General features: G+C 62.1%; 18 protein-coding genes. 6 read left to right on the top strand and 12 right to left on the bottom strand.

Annotated elements, in window-relative coordinates:
* Nucleotides 1-18 precede the first annotated feature (18 nt).
* From ATI14_RS27340 to ATI14_RS27325, 4 genes are read right to left on the bottom strand one after another with little or no spacing between them, the layout of a single operon-like run.
* On the bottom strand, nucleotides 19-579 hold the full coding sequence (locus ATI14_RS27340; RefSeq protein WP_016968984.1) for a DUF6162 family protein: 561 nt from the start codon (nucleotides 577-579) through the stop codon (nucleotides 19-21).
* Nucleotides 576-905 (bottom strand): hypothetical protein, encoded by a 330-nt coding sequence (locus ATI14_RS27335; RefSeq protein WP_016968985.1) that lies wholly within the window; start codon nucleotides 903-905, stop codon nucleotides 576-578. Before ATI14_RS27335 ends, ATI14_RS27340 begins: the two co-directional genes overlap by 4 nt.
* Nucleotides 902-1,438 carry a thiamine pyrophosphate-binding protein gene (locus ATI14_RS27330; RefSeq protein ID WP_080520411.1) on the bottom strand — a complete coding sequence of 179 codons (537 nt, stop codon included), beginning with the start codon at nucleotides 1,436-1,438 and terminating at the stop codon, nucleotides 902-904. The genes ATI14_RS27335 and ATI14_RS27330 overlap by 4 nt, the downstream gene beginning before the upstream one ends.
* Complete coding sequence (locus ATI14_RS27325; protein ID WP_016968986.1) at nucleotides 1,435-2,637, bottom strand: PepSY-associated TM helix domain-containing protein; 1,203 nt, start codon at nucleotides 2,635-2,637, stop codon at nucleotides 1,435-1,437. Before ATI14_RS27325 ends, ATI14_RS27330 begins: the two co-directional genes overlap by 4 nt.
* A 289-nt stretch (nucleotides 2,638-2,926) precedes the next feature.
* Between ATI14_RS27325 and leuC the strand changes: the two genes are divergently transcribed.
* Nucleotides 2,927-4,345 carry a 3-isopropylmalate dehydratase large subunit gene (gene leuC / locus ATI14_RS27320; protein WP_016968987.1) on the top strand — a complete coding sequence of 473 codons (1,419 nt, stop codon included), beginning with the start codon at nucleotides 2,927-2,929 and terminating at the stop codon, nucleotides 4,343-4,345.
* A complete protein-coding gene (gene leuD / locus ATI14_RS27315; RefSeq protein WP_016968988.1) occupies nucleotides 4,342-4,956 on the top strand; it encodes a 3-isopropylmalate dehydratase small subunit in 615 nt (204 codons plus the stop codon). The genes leuC and leuD overlap by 4 nt, the downstream gene beginning before the upstream one ends.
* A 134-nt stretch (nucleotides 4,957-5,090) precedes the next feature.
* On the opposite strand, the gene ATI14_RS27310 is transcribed toward leuD, so the two are convergent.
* The 4 genes from ATI14_RS27310 to ATI14_RS27295 form a co-directional block, all read right to left on the bottom strand.
* Nucleotides 5,091-6,005, bottom strand: coding sequence for a LysR substrate-binding domain-containing protein (locus tag ATI14_RS27310; RefSeq protein ID WP_196775048.1), 915 nt, complete (start codon nucleotides 6,003-6,005; stop codon nucleotides 5,091-5,093).
* Between the two features lie 78 nt (nucleotides 6,006-6,083).
* On the bottom strand, nucleotides 6,084-7,388 hold the full coding sequence (locus ATI14_RS27305; protein WP_016968990.1) for a dicarboxylate/amino acid:cation symporter: 1,305 nt from the start codon (nucleotides 7,386-7,388) through the stop codon (nucleotides 6,084-6,086).
* Between the two features lie 96 nt (nucleotides 7,389-7,484).
* Nucleotides 7,485-8,360: an alpha/beta fold hydrolase gene (locus tag ATI14_RS27300; protein ID WP_016968991.1), complete on the bottom strand. Its 876-nt coding sequence runs from the start codon at nucleotides 8,358-8,360 to the stop codon at nucleotides 7,485-7,487.
* Between the two features lie 229 nt (nucleotides 8,361-8,589).
* Nucleotides 8,590-9,048 carry a VOC family protein gene (locus ATI14_RS27295; RefSeq protein WP_016968992.1) on the bottom strand — a complete coding sequence of 153 codons (459 nt, stop codon included), beginning with the start codon at nucleotides 9,046-9,048 and terminating at the stop codon, nucleotides 8,590-8,592.
* Between the two features lie 224 nt (nucleotides 9,049-9,272).
* Here ATI14_RS27295 and ATI14_RS27290 point away from each other — a divergent pair, with 224 nt between their 5' ends.
* Genes ATI14_RS27290 through ATI14_RS27280 form a run of 3 tightly spaced genes read left to right on the top strand, consistent with a single transcriptional unit; the run spans nucleotide 9,273 to nucleotide 11,964 of the window.
* Complete coding sequence (locus ATI14_RS27290) at nucleotides 9,273-10,496, top strand: SfnB family sulfur acquisition oxidoreductase (protein WP_016968993.1); 1,224 nt, start codon at nucleotides 9,273-9,275, stop codon at nucleotides 10,494-10,496.
* Nucleotides 10,497-10,499: 3 nt separating this feature from the next.
* The gene (locus ATI14_RS27285) at nucleotides 10,500-11,165 is read left to right on the top strand and encodes a methionine ABC transporter permease (RefSeq protein ID WP_016968994.1); all 666 of its coding nucleotides are present in this window, start codon (nucleotides 10,500-10,502) and stop codon (nucleotides 11,163-11,165) included.
* 28 nt (nucleotides 11,166-11,193) lie between these two features.
* Complete coding sequence (locus ATI14_RS27280; RefSeq protein WP_016968995.1) at nucleotides 11,194-11,964, top strand: MetQ/NlpA family ABC transporter substrate-binding protein; 771 nt, start codon at nucleotides 11,194-11,196, stop codon at nucleotides 11,962-11,964.
* 123 nt (nucleotides 11,965-12,087) lie between these two features.
* Here ATI14_RS27280 and soxR read toward each other — a convergent pair whose 3' ends face one another.
* Nucleotides 12,088-12,537, bottom strand: a complete 450-nt coding sequence (gene soxR / locus ATI14_RS27275; RefSeq protein ID WP_016968996.1) for a redox-sensitive transcriptional activator SoxR — start codon at nucleotides 12,535-12,537, stop codon at nucleotides 12,088-12,090.
* 100 nt (nucleotides 12,538-12,637) lie between these two features.
* Here soxR and ATI14_RS27270 point away from each other — a divergent pair, with 100 nt between their 5' ends.
* Complete coding sequence (locus ATI14_RS27270) at nucleotides 12,638-13,003, top strand: antibiotic biosynthesis monooxygenase (protein ID WP_031319397.1); 366 nt, start codon at nucleotides 12,638-12,640, stop codon at nucleotides 13,001-13,003.
* Here ATI14_RS27270 and ATI14_RS27265 read toward each other — a convergent pair.
* The 3 genes from ATI14_RS27265 to ssuD all read right to left on the bottom strand — a co-directional run bounded on the left by ATI14_RS27265 (nucleotide 12,992) and on the right by ssuD (nucleotide 16,618).
* Nucleotides 12,992-14,095, bottom strand: a complete 1,104-nt coding sequence (locus tag ATI14_RS27265) for a sigma-54 interaction domain-containing protein (RefSeq protein WP_016968998.1) — start codon at nucleotides 14,093-14,095, stop codon at nucleotides 12,992-12,994. The two genes, ATI14_RS27270 and ATI14_RS27265, sit on opposite strands and share 12 nt — an antisense overlap.
* Before the next feature lie 9 nt (nucleotides 14,096-14,104).
* Nucleotides 14,105-15,292 (bottom strand): acyl-CoA dehydrogenase family protein, encoded by a 1,188-nt coding sequence (locus ATI14_RS27260; RefSeq protein ID WP_016969000.1) that lies wholly within the window; start codon nucleotides 15,290-15,292, stop codon nucleotides 14,105-14,107.
* A 183-nt stretch (nucleotides 15,293-15,475) separates the two neighbouring features.
* Nucleotides 15,476-16,618 (bottom strand): FMNH2-dependent alkanesulfonate monooxygenase, encoded by a 1,143-nt coding sequence (ssuD, locus tag ATI14_RS27255; RefSeq protein WP_016969001.1) that lies wholly within the window; start codon nucleotides 16,616-16,618, stop codon nucleotides 15,476-15,478.
* Between the last annotated feature and the right edge of the window lie 3 nt (nucleotides 16,619-16,621).

Below are 16,621 nucleotides of genomic sequence, written 5' to 3'. Positions count from 1 at the left end.
GGCAATCGATCTTCTCGTTCAGTGACGGTGCTGGCGGGTCACGCCGGCATCGAATTGCGTGACCACCTGCTGCCAGCCGGCGGCGATCAGCGCCGGGTCGGTCAGGTCGGAAGGCGGGGCAAGGTTGGCCTGGCGGTTGAGCCAGATGTCCGGCTCGGCGCCGTGGACTCGCATCAACAGTGAGCCGCTGGTGGCCGGCGTCCGGCTCAAGCCCAGGTAGGCGCCGGGTTCAATCAGCTGCCAGCGATGGTCGCCACGGCTGACCGAACTGGCGTCCTGCACAAACGGGGCGAAGCCTTCTTCGGCCAACTGCTCAGGCGTCGGCAGGGTGTTTTGCTCCTCCTGCAGCAGGTGGATTTCGTCCAGGGTCACCCGCAGGTCGGCGTAGATCCCTTGCTCGGCGGCACTGAGGTCGCGGCGGGCATCCAGTTGATGGCGGGGCAGGGTGGCCACTTCCCGGGTGTCACCGTGCAAGGCGATCACCGTGCCGGCCACCGCGAGGATGATCAGGCACAGCAGCAGGACGTAGAGGGTTTCATGGCCGGCACCCGCGGGGCGTACAACCTGTGTGGTGGTCATTGTGGCTGGATATCCGCTTGGTCGATTTCCACCACGTGGCCGGGGCCCGCATCGAACAGCACGTAGAACTCGGCGGATGGCTTCTTGAAGGTCAGGGTCGAGTCCTGGCCAAGCTTGCCGGGCAGCAGGATGGTTTCGTCGTAGCCGATCACATCCAGGGTCACGCCGGGGGCGCCGCTGCCGTCGGAGAAACCGCCGGTGCACTGGATTTGCTCCCCGGCGATTTCCTTGCATTCGCACATCGGGTTGTGGGCCAGCGCCACGGAGCTGAAGCCGGCACACAGCAAAAGCGTGGCCCCGGCGCGGGTCAGGTGTTTGCGCGTCATGGTTTGACTCCTCTCTTGTTCAGCCAGGCCAGGGTGGCAGGCGAGGCTTGGCTCAGCGGGATGGAACCCTGGTGCATGCTGCCGTCCCAGCCTTCCATGGTGATCCACAGTTCGGCGTCGGCGGGCGTGCGTTCAGGAATGGGCAGCGCAGCGGCCATACGGTATGGCGTGCCAAAAAAGATCACCCCGGCAGCCCGTAGACTGCGCGGTTTACCGATGCGCAGGTAAGTGGCCTTGACCTGCCCGGCGCAGGTGTCGCACAAGGCCGCGTTGAAAAACTTCATGGGCCCGGCCGGGTCTGGTTGCGGGCCTTCGTTGCGGAACTCGGCGAGCGTCAGGCTCCAGGGCCCCACCTGTACGTCGCCCACCACGCGCTCGCCGATACCGGTATCACCACGAAACAGCGCGGCATCGGCAAAGTACTTGGGCATGAACCCCAGCGGTATAAGCAACAGCAGCACGTTGATGTGGAAGCGCCATTTCAGCCAAAAGGCCTGCAGCGGCGAAGGGGGGACAGCGGCGACCTTGCTCATCGGTTGCTCTCCGAGGTTTCAGCCTGCATGGCGGGGATGGGCGCCGGCCGGCGTGGCGCCTTGGCCTCACGCTTGAGGGCGTTGAGGGTGGCCAGCGCGGTGCGCTTGGTCCAGATCAGCAGGCCGCTCAGCACCATCATGCTCAGCACCAGACCAAAGAAGGCCCAGATCAGCTTGATCCAGATGCCGCCGAAGTCGCCGGTGTGCAACGGGCGCATGGATTCGGTGACGAACTCCAGTTTGGAGCGGTCGGACAGCAGGTGCGAAGAGGCGATTTCACCGTCATACGGGTTGATTTGTGCCGTCTGGTACATCAACGGGTACCAGCCCCGGCCACCAATCTGCAGGTGGCTGTAGGCGTTGAGCGGCAGGCTCACAAAGCTGGCCTCCAGCCCCGGAATGCGTTGGGTGGCAATCTTGATGGCGTCATCCAGGGGAATCATGGGGGCCGGTACACCCGGCGCGGAGGTCGGGACTTTTTCGCGGGCGATGACCGGAACCACGGGCTCGCTGGAGATGGAAATCTGGTTGTCGCCCAGGATGGCCTGAATCAGGAACCAGGTGCCGGTGATGGAAATGACGGCGATGAACCAGATCGACCAGATGCCGCTCAGGCGGTGGAAATCCCCCCAGAAAATCCGCGCGCCGTGGCGGATACGCAGGGTCGGCCGGAAAAAGCCTTTCCAGAACCGTTTGTACACCACCAGCCCGGTGACCAGCGATGCCAGCAGCGGCAAGCCCAGCAATGACACCAGGTACCAGCCCCAGCTGTAGCCATTGGTAAACGGCACCAGCCACCAGCCGTGCAGTGCGCGGGTGAACTGGCGGAAGTTGAACGACGGGCTGATGCCCTGGATCGCTCCGGTATAGGGGTTGACGTAAACCTCCACGGAGCGGCCATCCGGATAGCTGAGGTCGACACTCAAGGCAAAGTGCGATTCGTCCGGCCGGCTGAGGGATTGCACGATCACCTGGGGTTCGGCGCGCTTGATGGCGCTGATCACCTGGTCATAGCTCAGGGGTTCGGCGTCATCCGTGGGTTTGCTCGCGCGGATGTCCGGGTTGGCCAGCCACACGATTTCCTGGCTCACCACCGCCAGGGTGCCGGTGACGCAGACGATCAGGACAAAAAACCAGATGGGCAATGCCAGCCAACTGTGTACGAGAAACCAGAGTTTTGAGCGTGACTTCTTCGACATGTGAATGCGGGTCTTGATTGGAGGGGGGCAATGGAGGCCCGGAAAAGGCCGGTCGTAGCTTTTGCTGACGCGACGGGCTGTATCTAAGTTAAGACGGATGAGATCCACAAATCCCTAAGCGGGATATGAAAGAAAATGTTTCAGGTTCACATTCGCGACGCTTCAACGCCTGGATCGAACACGAAACATGTTCCAAGCCATCACCCGTGCGCCATTGATGGGCCCCGGGGGCTGCGTAGGATGGGGTTATGCCGTTGAGCCAGCCCCAAGAAACGTGAGCCTATAAAAAATGACTGCCAGAACCCTCTACGACAAACACATCGACTCCCACACGGTGTGCCCCCTGGATGACCAGGGCCATGTCCTGCTTTATATCGACCGCCAGGTGATCAACGAATACACCAGCCCCCAGGCATTCAGCGGCCTGCGTGAGGCCGGGCGTGATGTTTGGCGCCCCGGCACGGCGCTGGCGGTGGTCGACCACGTAAACCCCACCACGCCCAAGCGGATCGCGGCCATGCCGGATGCGGGCGGCGCGCGGCAGGTGTCGTACCTGGCGGAAAACTGCGCGGATTTCGGCATCGAACTGCTGGATATCCTCGACAAACGCCAGGGTATCGAGCACGTAATCGCCCCCGAGCAGGGCTTCATTCTGCCGGGCATGGTGATCGCCGCCGGTGACAGCCACACCACCACTTACGGTGCCCTCGGCGCGTTCGGGTTCGGCATCGGCACCTCGGAAATCGAGCACTTGCTGGCGTCGCAAACCCTGGTCTACAAACGCCTTAAAAGCATGCGCGTGACCGTCGATGGCGAACTGGCGCCGGGCTTGACCTCCAAAGACGTGATCATGGCGCTGATCGGCAAGATCGGCGCATCCGGCGCAACCGGTTATGCCATTGAATTCCGTGGTTCGACCATTGACGCGCTGAGCGTCGAGGCACGCATGACCATCTGCAACATGGCGGTGGAAGCCGGTGCGCGCGGTGCGTTCATGGCGCCGGACGAAAAAGTCTTCGCCTACCTCAAGGGCAAACCCCGCGCGCCACAGGGTGAATTGTGGGAGCAGGCCCTGGTGGGCTGGCGCCAACTGCATTCAGACGCCGACGCCGTGTTCGACCAGGAAGTGCAGCTCGACGCCAACGCCCTGGAACCCATGGTCACCTGGGGCACCAGCCCCGACCAGGCCGCGCCGATTGGCGCCTGCGTGCCCGACCCGCAGGACGTCAGCGACCTGATCCTGCGCCAGGACATGCGCCGCGCGCTCAATTACATGGGCCTGGAAGCCGGCATGCCGTTGAGTGAAATCGTCATCAGCCACGCGTTTATCGGTTCCTGCACCAACGCGCGCATCGAAGACCTGCGCGACGCGGCCAGCGTAGTGCGTGGCAAACACGTGGCCGAGCACGTGCGGGCGATGATCGTGCCGGGCTCCACCGAAGTACGCGACCAGGCCGAAGCCGAAGGGCTGGCAGCCATTTTTATCGACGCCGGTTTCGAATGGCGCCAGTCCGGCTGCTCGATGTGCCTGGCAATGAACGACGACGTGCTCGCCCCCGGCGACCGCTGCGCCTCCAGCACCAACCGCAACTTTGAAGGCCGCCAGGGCGCGGGCGCACGCACCCACCTGATGAGCCCGGCGATGGTCGCCGCTGCCGCCATCACCGGCCGCCTCACCGATATCCGCCATTTTGGAGACCGCACATGAGCCTGCAACCTTTCACCCTGGTCACCGGCAAGGCCGCGCCCATGCTCGCGGCGAATATCGACACCGACGTGATCATGCCCAAGCAGTTTCTCAAAGGCATTGACCGCAGCGGGCTGGATCGCGGTTTGTTTTTTGACCTGCGTTTCCTCGCGTCCGGCGAACTGAACCCTGAGTTCGTGCTGAACCAGCCGGCCTGGCAAGGTGCCGGCTTTATGGTGGTCGGGCCGAACTTCGGTTGTGGTTCCAGCCGTGAACACGCGGTGTGGGGCCTGAAACAAATGGGCATTCGCGCGCTGATCGGCAGCAGCTTTGCCGGGATTTTCTATGACAACTGCCAGCGTAACGGCGTGTTGTTGATCACGCTGGAAGAGACGGTGTTGCAGCAATTGGGGCAATTTGTGAGTCAGCCTGCGCAGGCGCAGATCAGTGTGAATCTGGAGGCGCAGGAAATTCACTTGGCGGATGGCCAGGTGATCCCGTTCCAGATCGATACCTTGCGCAAGACTGCGCTGTTGCTGGGGCTGGATGCGATTGGCAGTACGTTGCAGCGCAGCGATGAGATCAAGGCGTTTGAGCAGCGTCACCTCGCGGCCAACCCCTGGCTAAGCTGACACAACAAAAATCAACCTGTGGGAGCTGGCTTGCCTGCGATAGCGGTCTATCAGTAACAGAAATGTCAGATGACCTACCGCTATCGCAGGCAAGCCAGCTCCCACATGGGACTCCATTTCAATCTGGAACCAGGCTAAATCGAGAGCCCCTTGAAGTGCTCCTGCAAAAACTCCACGCAGGCGCGCAGCTTGCCGGAATACGCCAGTCGTGTCGGGTATACCGCCCACACATTGGCGCTCTGGGTGTAGTCGTGCAGCACCTGCACCAGCTTGCCTTGCTCCAGCAGCGGCTTCACATCCCACATTGAGCGCAGCAATACACCGCGCCCGTCCAATGCCCACTGCAACACAATCTCGCCATTGTTCGACGACAGCGGCCCGCGCACGCGCACGCTTTCGGACGCGCCGTCGCGTTCCAGGTTCCAGATGCCAAACGCGTTGTCGCGCTCCTTGAGCACCAGGCAATCGTGGTGTTCCAGGTCGCTCAGTTGCTGTGGTGTACCACGGCGTTTGAGGTAAGCCGGTGCGGCGCACAGCACGCGGCGGTTACTCACCAGGCGGCGGCCGATGTGCTGGCCGGGGATGTCGTCGCCCACGCGAATTTCCAGGTCAAAGCCTTCGCTGACGATGTCCACCACCCGGTCGAACAGGTCCAGGCGGATTTCCAGGTCCGGGTACTGTTCCGCCAGCAACGACAGGGCAGGCGCCACATGGTTGCGGCCAAAACCGAAACTGCTGCACAAGTGCAGGTGGCCTCGCGGGCTGTCATGGGCGTCGGAGAGTTCATCGGAGAGTTGCTGGAAATCTTCGAGGATGCGCACGGCCCAGCGCTGCACGCGTTCGCCGTCTTCGGTCAGGGCGATGCGGCGGCTGGTGCGGTGCAGCAGGCGGGTGGCCAGGGTGGTTTCAAGGATCTGGATACGCTTGCTGACATACGCCGGCGACAACCCCAGCTCATCGGCGGCGGCAGCGAAGCCGGCCTTGCGGATCACAGTCAGGAACACCCGTAGGTCTTCGGGTAGGGGCACGGTATCTTTCTTGTTAGTCATCAGAAACAGACGTGGCGGCATGAGCCGCCAGAATAGCACCGGTTGGGTGTGCCTTCCGGCACACCCGGGTGTATTGGCTTACTCGGCGGCGATCTTCGCCTTGGCGGCAGCCCGCGCGTGGCGGCCATGCTTGAGGGCAATCGGGGCCATTTTTTCGCGGTCCAGCTCACCTTCCCAGGCAGCGACCACCAGCGCGGCCACGGCGTTGCCGATGATATTGGTCAGCGAGCGGCATTCGGCCATGAAGCGGTCGACGCCCAGGATCAACACCATCGCCGCCACCGGCACGGTCGGCACCACCGCCAGGCTCGCGGCCAGTGCCACAAAACCCGCACCGACCACGGCTCCGGCGCCTTTGGAGGTCAGCATTGCGACCGCCAGCAAGGTCAACTGTTGTTCCAGCGGCAGGTGGGTATTGGTGGCCTGGGCCAGGAACAGCACCGCCAGGGTCATATAGATGTTGGTGCCGTCGAGGTTGAAGGTGTAGCCGGTCGGCACCACGATGCCCACCACGCCCTTGGAGGCGCCGAGGCGCTCCAGTTTCTGGATCAATTGCGGCAGGGCGGACTCCGAAGAGCTGGTGCCCAGCACGATCAACAGTTCCGACTTGATATAGCCCATCAACTTGAAAATGCTGAAGCCTGCGTAACGCGCGATGCTGCCCAGCACCACGGCGACAAAGAAAAACGCGGTGATATAGAAGGTGCCCACCAGTTTGAGCAGCGGCAGCAGCGAACCCACACCGTATTTGCCGATGGTGAAGGCAATCGCACCAAACGCACCAATCGGCGCCACCCGGCTGATCATGCCGACAATGCGGAAAAACACTTCGCTTGCCTGGTTGATCACACCCACCAGCGGTCGCGCCTTTTCGCCGACCATCACCAGGCCCAAACCGAACAGCACGGAGATAAACAGCACCGGCAGGATTTCACCCTTGGCGAAGGCATCGAAAAAGGTGCCCGGGATGATGTTCAGCAGAAAACCGGTCACGCCTTCACTGTGTTGCGCCTGGCCGACAAAACCGGCGATGGCCGAGCCGTCGAGGGTTTTCACATCGATATTGAAGCCCACGCCGGGGTGCAGCAGGTGCGCGGAAAGGATGCCGATCAGCAGGGCGATGGTGGACACGACCTCGAAGTACAGCAGCGCCTTGCCGCCGACCCGACCCACCTGTTTCACGTCGTGCATGCTGGTGATGCCGGACACCACCGTGCAGAAGATGATCGGGCCGATGATCATCTTGATCAGTTTGATGAACCCGTCGCCCAGCGGCTTGAGGTCGATGCCGATTTGCGGCCACTCATGGCCGATCAACACACCCAGCGCGATGGCGATGAGCACCTGCACATACAGGGTTCCCAGCAGTTTTCTGATTGTCATTGTTATTGTCTCAATCGTTTTTTGGGGCAAAGCGAACCCGTCGCAGGCGATTGGCAGCCTGCGAGGCGGGTCCATCAGGTCACGGGGTTACGGCATTCAGCGAAGGAAGGTCAGGACTTCGCCGAGCAACAACTCGGGGATTTCTTCAGCGATGTAATGGCCGGCCGGCAGGGCCTTGCCACGCACGTCGGTGGCGACTTTCTGCCACTCCTTGAGCGGCTCGAAACAGCGGCCGACAGTGCCTTCGGCGCCCCACATCACCAGCAACGGCAGGTTGAGGTGGTTGCCGGCGTCGATGTCCGCCCTGTCATGTTCGAGGTCGATACCGGCGGCAGCACGGTAGTCCTCGCAGATGCCGGTGGCGCTGCCGGGCAAGCTCAGGCAGCGCAGGTATTCGGCGAACGCTTCGTCGGTGAAGGGTTTGAGCCCGGCGCTGCGGCTGCCCATCACGCTGCGCAGGTACAGCTCGGGGTTGCTTTCGATCAGGGCTTCGGGCAACGGCGCCGGGCGGATCAGGAAGAACCAGTGCCAGTAGGCGCGGGCAAAGGCTTCGTCGGTCTGGGCGTACATCGCCAGTGTCGGCGCGATGTCCAGCAGCACCATGCGTTGTACGGCATGCGGGTGGTCCAGCGCCAGGCGGTGGGCAACGCGGGCGCCCCGGTCGTGGGCCAGCACCGAGAAGGTGTCGAAACCCAGGGCTTGCATCAGCTCGACGCCGTCGCGGGCCATTTCGCGTTTTGAATAGCTGGCGTGATTGTCATCCGCCGGTGGCTTGCTGCTGTCGCCATAACCACGCAGGTCGGCAGCGACCACGGTGAAATGCTCGGCGAGTTGTTCGGCGACTTTGTGCCAGATGACGTGGGTTTGCGGGTGCCCGTGCAGCAGGAGCAGACCGGGACCTGTACCGCCTTTGCGGTAGCTGATGTCCACGCCGTTGACGTGGCACCTGTCTTTTTGGAAACCGGCGAACATGGGATGACTCCTCTTTATTAGTGCTTGCATCGTGGAATCACGCGGCGTTCGGGGCAAGGGGGAAAGCGTGGAGGGGTTGTTCATGAAGTGTGTAGGAGCGTGGTCTCGGCAAACAATGAACACTCCTGCGGGAGCTGGCTTGCCTGCGGTGCAGCCACTGCGGTGCATCAGGCATTTTGAGTCGATGCCATCGCAGGCAAGCCAGCTCCCACAGGGGGCAGTCGGGTTCTCAGCCTTGCTGGAACATCTCCATGGCTCGCTGGCGGATCTGTTCTTCGGTCAAGTCCTCCTTGCGCGTGGCCAGAAACCACAGGTGCCCGAACGGGTCCTTCACGCTTGCCGAGCGGTCGCCATAAAACTGGTCTTTCGGCTCGGACACCACGCTGGCACCCGCTGCCAGCGCCTGTTTGAATTGCGCGTCCACATCATTCACGTACAGGTGCAAGCCGACGCTGGTGTGTTCGGCCGGGTTGCGCAGGGCCATTTCATCGCAGGGCGTGCCCAGCATGATCGCCGAGTCGCCAATGCGCAGCTCCGCGTGGCCGACCTTGCCGTCGGGCATGTCCAGGCGCATGACTTGGGTGGCGCCGAAGGCTTTTTTGTAAAACTCGATGGCTTCGGCAGCGTTGTTGATGCCCATGTAAGGCGTGACGCTGTGATAGCCCTCTGGAATCGGTTTAACGCTCATATCGTTCTCCCAGGTGGTGGTGATGGAGGCACGGCCTTTTCACTATAGGCCACGTGCCGCGCGGGCTGCGGCGAGCCGACGAGGTGTTCGCCAGGCAACAGTGAACCGGCAGATTGCTGCGCCACACACGGGTTCGGATCCGTTTTACCGCGCCAAACCGCCGGTTTCAGCCCCGGCACAGAAGCTGCAATACCCCAGGCAACCCATTCCCCCGAGAGCGTTGTATGTCTGTGCCTTTTGTATCTGCCGATTACCCCATCCACACGCCCCATGCCGATGTGATCCGCGATGAAGCCGAGGCGATTGCCGTCGCCCATCGTATCGCCGCCGTTTTGCTGGAACAGGACGCCGAGCGTGATCGCACCCGCCAGGTCCCCGCCGAGGTGGTGGACCTGTATTCCAACAGTGGCCTGTGGGGCATCAGCGTGCCGCGCGAGTTCGGCGGGGCGCAGGTGTCCTACGCGGTGCTGGCCCAGGTAATTGCGATTATTTCGGCCGCAGATCCGTCACTGGGGCAAATCCCGCAGAACCATTACTGCCTGCTGGAAGATATCCGCCTGCAAGGTACGCCTGAACAACAGGCGCATTTCTTTGCGCTGGCGTTGCAGGGCCACCGGTTTGCCAATGCGCTGTCGGAAACCGGCGGCAAAAATGTGCAGGACATTCAGGCGACGATCCGCCGCGAAGGTGATAGTTACGTGATCAACGGCCGCAAGGGTTATTGCACCGGTTCGTTGTACGCTCATTGGCTCGCGGTGCTGGCGCTGGATGAGCAACAAAATGCGCAGTTGGCGTTCGTGCAGCGGGGCACTCAAGGGCTGGTGGTGGTGGATGACTGGGACAGCATGGGACAGCGCACCACGTCGAGCGGCACGGTGCTGGCACAGAACCTCCGGGTACCGGCGTTCAACCTGTTTCCTACACATAAATCCTATGATTCGCCGACCCTGGCCGGGCCTTTCGCACAACTGACCACTGCCGCCATCGACGCCGGGATCGCCCGTGCCGCGCTGCGTGACACGGTGCAGTTCGTGCAGCAATTTGCGCGCCCGTGGATCGACGCCGGCGTGGAAAAAGCCAGCGAAGATCCGCTGACCATCATTCAGGTCGGCGCCCTGGACATTCGCCTGGAAGCTGCCGAGGCGCTGCTGGAGCGTGCCGGGTTGGCGCTCGATGCGGCGCGGCCTGCGCCGGATGAAGACAACGTCGCCCACGCCTCTCTGGCCGTGGCCCGCGCCAAGGTGCTGACCACTGAAATCGCCATCGAAGCCAGCAACAAACTCTTCGAACTGGGCGGCACGCGTTCGACTTTGAAGAAGCACAACTTCGACCGCCATTGGCGCAACGCACGGGTACACACCCTGCATGACCCGGTGCGCTGGAAATATCACGTGGTGGGCAACTGGCTGCTCAATGGCACCCGGCCGCCCCGTCACGACTGGTCGTGATCCATGGCCGAATTGTTCAAGAACATCTACTGGGCCGACATCGGCCAGGCGTGCCTGGAAACCCTGAGCATGCTCGCCGCAGCCCTGGGGTTTACCGTGCTGTTGGGGCTGCCGCTGGGGGTGCTGCTGTTTCTCACCGGCAAGCGCCAGTTGCATGAAGCACTGGTGGTGTACCGGCTGTTGTCGGTGGTGGTCAACGTGCTGCGCTCGCTGCCGTTCATCATTTTGCTAATTGTGTTGATCCCGTTGACCACCTTGCTGGTGGGCACCTCGCTGGGTGTGCCCGGCACCATTCCGCCGTTGGTAGTGGGCTGCACGCCGTTCTTTGCGCGGCTGGTGGAAACCGCGTTGCGTGAAGTCGACCGCGGTGTGGTGGAGGCCACCCAGTCCATGGGCGCCAGCACCTGGCAAGTGATCCGCCACACCCTGTTGCCGGAGGCCCGCGGTGGCTTGCTGGCGGCAGTGACCGTGACCGCGATCGTGCTGGTGGACTACACCGCCATGGCCGGGGTAATCGGCGGCGGTGGCCTGGGCGACCTGGCGATTCGTTATGGCTACCAACGCTTTCAGACCGACGTGATGGTGGTCACCGTGCTGCTTTTGCTGGTGCTGGTGCAGGCCCTGCAAATGACCGGTGACCGTTTGGTGGCGCGTTACAGCCGCCGTTAATTCCTATAAAGCTGCCTTCGGAGCATTCATGAAAAAGTCCCTGGCCATTTTGGCTGCCGTGCTGTCGTTCAACGCCTTCGCCAACGAAAAGTTGGTGGTCGGCGCCACACCCGTGCCCCATGCGGAAATTCTCGAATTCGTGAAGCCGGTATTGGCCAAGGAAGGCGTCGACCTGCAGATCAAAGTCTTCACGGACTTCATTCAGCCCAACCAGCAGTTGGCGCTGAAAAATATCGATGCCAACTATTACCAATATCGCCCGTTCCTCGATGACTACAACAAGACCCGCCACACCGACCTGGTGCCGGTGGTGGGCGTGCACATCGAGCCGTTCGGGGCGTATTCGACGCGCATCAAGAACCTGTCGGAGTTGAAGGACGGCGCCACGGTGTCGATCCCCAACGACCCGGTCAACACCGGCCGCGCGTTGGTACTGTTGGATGAGGCCGGGCTGATCAAGCTCAAGGACCCGAGCAACACCCTCAGTACCCCGCGTGAAATCGTGGAGAACCCCAAGCACTTGAAAATCCGTGAGCTGGAAGGCGCCTTGCTCGCCCGCTCGGTGAGCCAGGTGGATTTGGCGTTTGTGTTCGCCAACTACGCGCTGGAAGCGGGGATCGATACCAACAGTGCGTTGATCGTGGAGAAGGGCAAGTCGCTGTACGTCGAGTACCTGGTGGCGCGGCCGGACAACATCAACGACCCGCGCATCCAGAAACTGGCCAAGGCGTTGAACTCCGATGAAGTGCGCCAGTTCATTTTGACGCGCTACAAAGGCCAGATCGCCCCGGGCTTCTAAACCCAACGAAGATCGACTGTGGGAGCTGGCTTGCCTGCGATGGCAGTGGGTCAGCTTGTCCATCTGTAACTGACACACCGCCATCGCAGGCAAGCCAGCTCCCACATTGATTGGGTTGTCACTTCAGGATTGGGGGGTAGGCTCTAACAACTGCGCCCCCGAGCCGTGCTGGCCCAATTGATCATCCTGATTTCGCAACGGGCACGCCTCCAGCGACAAACACCCGCACCCGATACAGCCGCTGAGCTTATCGCGCAGCAGCATCAGCTTGTTGATGCGCTCATCCAGATCTTCGCGCCACAGCGCCGACAAGCGTTCCCAATCCTCAGCCGTCGGTGTGCGGCCGTTCGGCAGTGTCTGCAAGGCCTGGCCAATCGTCGCCAGCGGGATGCCCAGACGCTGGGCGATTTTGATCACCACCACCCGCCGCAATACGTCTCGTGGGTAACGCCGCTGGTTGCCGGCATTGCGGTTGCTCTTGATCAAGCCCTTGGATTCATAGAAATGCAACGCCGTCACGGCGACACCGCTGCGCGCGGCCAACTGGCCGACGGTGAGTTCTTTGTTGAGCATGAAAAACTCCGTAACAACGCTTGACCTTGACTTAACTAGAGGTTTTACCCTGCGTGGCATCGAATCGCAAGATTCTGCCTACAAAGAAAGGGGAGTGTTCATGCAGGTATCAGAGAAGAGTCGCAGCTTCACTCAATTGATCGAATTTCAGATCGAGCCCCGGCAGCAAGTCGCCCTGGTGGCGGCCCTCACCACCCAAAGCGAACGCCTGGCTCAGGGCCATGGCGGTTTTCTGAGTGCCAGCGTGCAGGTCAGCGATGACGGACGGCGCGTGCTCAATTACCTGCAATGGCAGTCACGCGAAGATGGCGAGGCGGCATTCCAGCGCTTTGAGAAGGGCGAAGAGGACTTCTGGACGCTGATTCGCGCCCACCAGGCCACGGCCGTGACTTTCGGTTCGTTCCAGGTGCTGCGCAGTTTCGAGCGCAGCCATGACAACGCGTTGCACTGCCGCCTAAATGGATAAATGCAGCATGCGCTCGCCCTGCAGGTTTTCGCCGGGGCGGCGTTTGTTCACCGCCAGCTCGCCGATCTTGATCAGGCGGGTGCGGGTGACGTTGCGGCTCAGGCCCAGCAGGTTGGCGGTGTGCACCTGGTTGTAATGGCTGAAGCGGTAGGCGGCACGCAATAACGCGTCTTCGACCTTTTCATGCAGCGCGCCGGCCTGTTCTTCGAACAGCTTCTGGAACGCGCGGGCGAGCAGGGCTTCGGCACTGTTATCGGCGGCGTGCTGGTTGTCGTCCTGGCGCTCGATGCGCATGTTCGACAGGCGCAAATCATCCCGCTCGATCACGCCGTTGCGGCAGATCAACAGCGTGTGGTGAATCACGTTTTCCAGCTCGCGGATGTTGCCCGGCCAGCTGTAGCTCTTGAGTTTGTGTTCCGCCTCGCGGCTGATGCTGATCGGGCCGTAGCCCAGGCGCTGGCTGTAGGCTTCGATAAAATGCCGGGTCAGCGGCAAAATATCGCCCGGGCGCTCGCGCAGCGGGCTGAGTTCCAGGCTGACCACGTCGAGGCGGTAATAAAGGTCTTCACGGAAATGCCCGGCGTTGATGGCTTTTTCCAGCTGCACGTTAGTGGCCGCCAGCACCCGCACATCAATCGGAATGCTCTTGCGCGAGCCCAGGCGCACCACTTCGCGCTCCTGTAAAACGCGCAGCAACTTGACCTGGATGGCCATCGGTAAATCGCCGATCTCATCCAGAAACAAGGTGCCGCCGTCGGCCTCCTCGAACCAGCCGGCTTTGGCGCTCAGGGCGCCGGTGAAGGCGCCTTTCTCATGACCAAACAATTCCGCTTCCACCAGCGATTCAGAGAAAGCGCCGCAGTTCACCGCCACAAATGGCCGGTTGCGCCGTGCGCTGAGGTTGTGGATATGCCGCGCCACCAGCTCTTTACCGGTACCGGTTTCGCCGATGATCAGCACGCTGGCTTCACTGGGCGCCACTTGCTGGATGTGGGCGAGCAGCGCCTGGGATTTGGGGTCTTCGAAGACCTGGGCCGTGGCGCGAATCGACGTGGCCAGGGCGGGCGAGGGCGGTAGGGTCAAAAGCTGCATGGGCACCTCTCAGGAGTAAAACGTAGGAATGGGCAGGGACTGGTTCAAGGCCCAGTCCCCCAGTTCGTGGAGCTTGTAGTCCACCGGATCGTGCAGGGTTTGGGTGCGCAGGTTGCGCCAGTGGCGGTCCAGACGCAGCGAGGCGTGGGTGGAGCGCGCGCCGGTCACTTCAAACAATCGGCTGCACAGGTCCAGGCCCTGGCGGGTGGCGGCGACCTTGGCGGTCGCGATGGCGATGGCCAGTTGGCCGCGTTCGTGTTCACTGAGGTTCGGGCCCTTGGCCCAGGCCTGGTCGAGCAGCTCTGCGGCGCGCTCCACCAACAGACGCACGCCCTCGAGGGCCACCCAGAACTCGCCGTAGTGATGCAGCACGTAAGGGTCCTGGCGCACGTCTTCGGCCGAGGATTTGTGCCAGGCGCGGGTTTCGGTGGCGGTGTAACTGCGCGCTTCTTCAAAGGCGCCTTCGGCAATCCCGAGAAACATATGCGTGAAGGTCAGTTGGGCGATCAGTGGACGCAGGCAGGCGAAGGGTGTACTCAACGGGCCTGGATCGAGCAGCAGTTCGGATTCTTCGACACGCACACGCTCAAAGCTGGCACTGCCGCTGTCGGTCTGGCGCTGGCCGATGTTGTTCCAGTCATTGTGTAACGTAATGCCACTGCGCCCGCTGGGGATGGCGGCGATCAGCAGCTTGCCGCCGGCGCTTTCATCCACCGCCGAGGCGATCAGCATTTCCGAGTCGCTGGCGCCGGAGCAGAAGCTTTTCTTGCCTGAGAACTCGCGCCAGCCGCCGAAATCCTTGACCACGGTGCGCGTGTCCAGCGGGTTGAGGGCGTTGCCCCAGAACCAATTCTTGCGCGCGGTTTGTTCGAACCAGGGTTGCCATTGGTCCGGGCGCGAAAACAGGCGCACGGTGGCGAGCATCAGGTGGTGGAAACCGAAGACGTGGGCGATGGAGCTGTCGACCTTGGCGAACTCGCGCACGATGCCCAGGGTTTCACTCCAGCGCGTGCCGAGGCCGCCGTATTGGGTGGGAATGCTCAAGGCCAGCAGGCCGCTGTGGCGCAAGGCATCACGTTCGGCTTTGGGCGTGCCGCCACGCTCATCGCGCTCGACGGCGGTGTGGGCGAATTCGGCGGCCAGCAGTTTGGCGGTCTGCAAGGGGGAGGGCAGGACGCTGTGGGGTTTGGCTGTCACGCGGTGTTCCTCAATTAAGTCAAATGCCGGGCGCTATCTGGCAGGCGCTGAAAATCAAGCGTGGGAGCTGGCTTGCCTGCGATGGCTTCACCTGGCACCTGGTGAAAAACCGAGTCGTCTGCATCGCGGGCAAGCCCGGCTCCCACAGAAGAGCAGGTTCCCTGTTGAAGGGTTTAACTGCACTCAGGCCTTTGTTTTGGGCAGCACATCGTTGGCAATCATTTCGCCAAACGGCCCCGTGAGGTTGGTGACGCCGCGCCCGGCAAGGCTGGCGTAGGGTTCCGGCAGCAACGGGAACACCAGCTCGGCAAACCGGTAGGCTTCTTCCAGGTGCGGGTAACCGGAAAAAATGAAGCTTTCAATGCCCAGGTCCGCGTATTCCTTGATGCGTTCGGCCACTTGCTGCGGGTTGCCCACCAGCGCAGTGCCGGCGCCGCCGCGTACCAGTCCGACGCCGGCCCACAGGTTGGGCGCGATTTGCAGGTTGTCGCGGCGCCCGTCATGCAGGGCGGCCATGCGGCGTTGACCTTCGGAGTCAAAGCGCGAGAAGGATTTCTGTGCCGCGGCGATGGTTTCATCGCTGATGTGTTCGATCAGTTTATCGGCGGCTTTCCAGGCCTCTTCTTCGGTTTCGCGCACGATCACATGCAGGCGGATGCCGAATTTCACCGTGCGGCCATGGCGTGCTGCGCGCTCACGTACATCCGCGAGCTTTTCCGCGACAGCCGCGGGTGGCTCTCCCCAGGTCAGGTACACGTCGACCTGTTCGGCGGCGAGGTCGTGGGCGGCGTCGGAAGATCCGCCGAAGTACAGCGGCGGATAAGGTTTTTGCACCGGTGGGTAAAGTGCCTTGGCATTCTGTACGCGCAGGTGCTTGCCTTCAAAATCTACGGACTCGCCTTGCAATACGCGGCGCCAGATCCGCAGGAATTCGTCAGACACTTCGTAGCGCTCGCTGTGATCGAGGAAGCTGCCGTCGCCACGGTTTTCGTCGGGGTCACCCCCCGTTACCACATTGATCAGCAAGCGGCCGTTGGACAGGCGATCCAATGTGGCCGCCATGCGCGCGGAGACGGTGGGCGAGATGATGCCGGGGCGGATCGCGACCAGATAGCGCAGGCGCTCGGTCAGCGGTACCAGCGCCGAGGCGATCACCCAGGAGTCTTCGCACGAGCGTCCGGTAGGAATCAACACGCCGTGGTAGCCGAGACTGTCAGCCGCCTGCGCCACTTGCTTCAGATAATTGAGGGTGACCGGCCGAGCGCCCTGAGTGGTGCCCAGGTAATGACCGTCGCCGTGGGTAGGCAGAAACCAGAAAACATCCATGAC

The organism is Pseudomonas tolaasii NCPPB 2192 (assembly GCF_002813445.1).
In the GTDB taxonomy this organism is placed as follows: domain Bacteria; phylum Pseudomonadota; class Gammaproteobacteria; order Pseudomonadales; family Pseudomonadaceae; genus Aquipseudomonas; species Aquipseudomonas tolaasii.
This window is presented reverse-complemented; position numbering and strand designations above follow the sequence as displayed.

Bases quoted from the DNA above. Each gene is read 5' to 3' on its own strand.
- ATI14_RS27270 (WP_031319397.1), top strand. From the start codon at position 12,638: ATGCAGGTATCAGAGAAGAGTCGCAGCTTCACTCAATTGATCGAATTT.
- ATI14_RS27285 (WP_016968994.1), top strand. From the start codon at position 10,500: ATGGCCGAATTGTTCAAGAACATCTACTGGGCCGACATCGGCCAGGCG.
- ATI14_RS27265 (WP_016968998.1), bottom strand. From the start codon at position 14,095: ATGCAGCTTTTGACCCTACCGCCCTCGCCCGCCCTGGCCACGTCGATT.
- ATI14_RS27280 (WP_016968995.1), top strand. From the start codon at position 11,194: ATGAAAAAGTCCCTGGCCATTTTGGCTGCCGTGCTGTCGTTCAACGCC.
- ATI14_RS27300 (WP_016968991.1), bottom strand. From the start codon at position 8,360: ATGTTCGCCGGTTTCCAAAAAGACAGGTGCCACGTCAACGGCGTGGAC.
- ATI14_RS27310 (WP_196775048.1), bottom strand. From the start codon at position 6,005: ATGACTAACAAGAAAGATACCGTGCCCCTACCCGAAGACCTACGGGTG.
- ATI14_RS27335 (WP_016968985.1), bottom strand. From the start codon at position 905: ATGACGCGCAAACACCTGACCCGCGCCGGGGCCACGCTTTTGCTGTGT.
- soxR (WP_016968996.1), bottom strand. From the start codon at position 12,537: ATGCTCAACAAAGAACTCACCGTCGGCCAGTTGGCCGCGCGCAGCGGT.
- ATI14_RS27330 (WP_080520411.1), bottom strand. From the start codon at position 1,438: ATGAGCAAGGTCGCCGCTGTCCCCCCTTCGCCGCTGCAGGCCTTTTGG.
- ATI14_RS27290 (WP_016968993.1), top strand. From the start codon at position 9,273: ATGTCTGTGCCTTTTGTATCTGCCGATTACCCCATCCACACGCCCCAT.
- ssuD (WP_016969001.1), bottom strand. From the start codon at position 16,618: ATGGATGTTTTCTGGTTTCTGCCTACCCACGGCGACGGTCATTACCTG.
- leuD (WP_016968988.1), top strand. From the start codon at position 4,342: ATGAGCCTGCAACCTTTCACCCTGGTCACCGGCAAGGCCGCGCCCATG.
- leuC (WP_016968987.1), top strand. From the start codon at position 2,927: ATGACTGCCAGAACCCTCTACGACAAACACATCGACTCCCACACGGTG.
- ATI14_RS27325 (WP_016968986.1), bottom strand. From the start codon at position 2,637: ATGTCGAAGAAGTCACGCTCAAAACTCTGGTTTCTCGTACACAGTTGG.
- ATI14_RS27340 (WP_016968984.1), bottom strand. From the start codon at position 579: ATGACCACCACACAGGTTGTACGCCCCGCGGGTGCCGGCCATGAAACC.
- ATI14_RS27305 (WP_016968990.1), bottom strand. From the start codon at position 7,388: ATGACAATCAGAAAACTGCTGGGAACCCTGTATGTGCAGGTGCTCATC.
- ATI14_RS27295 (WP_016968992.1), bottom strand. From the start codon at position 9,048: ATGAGCGTTAAACCGATTCCAGAGGGCTATCACAGCGTCACGCCTTAC.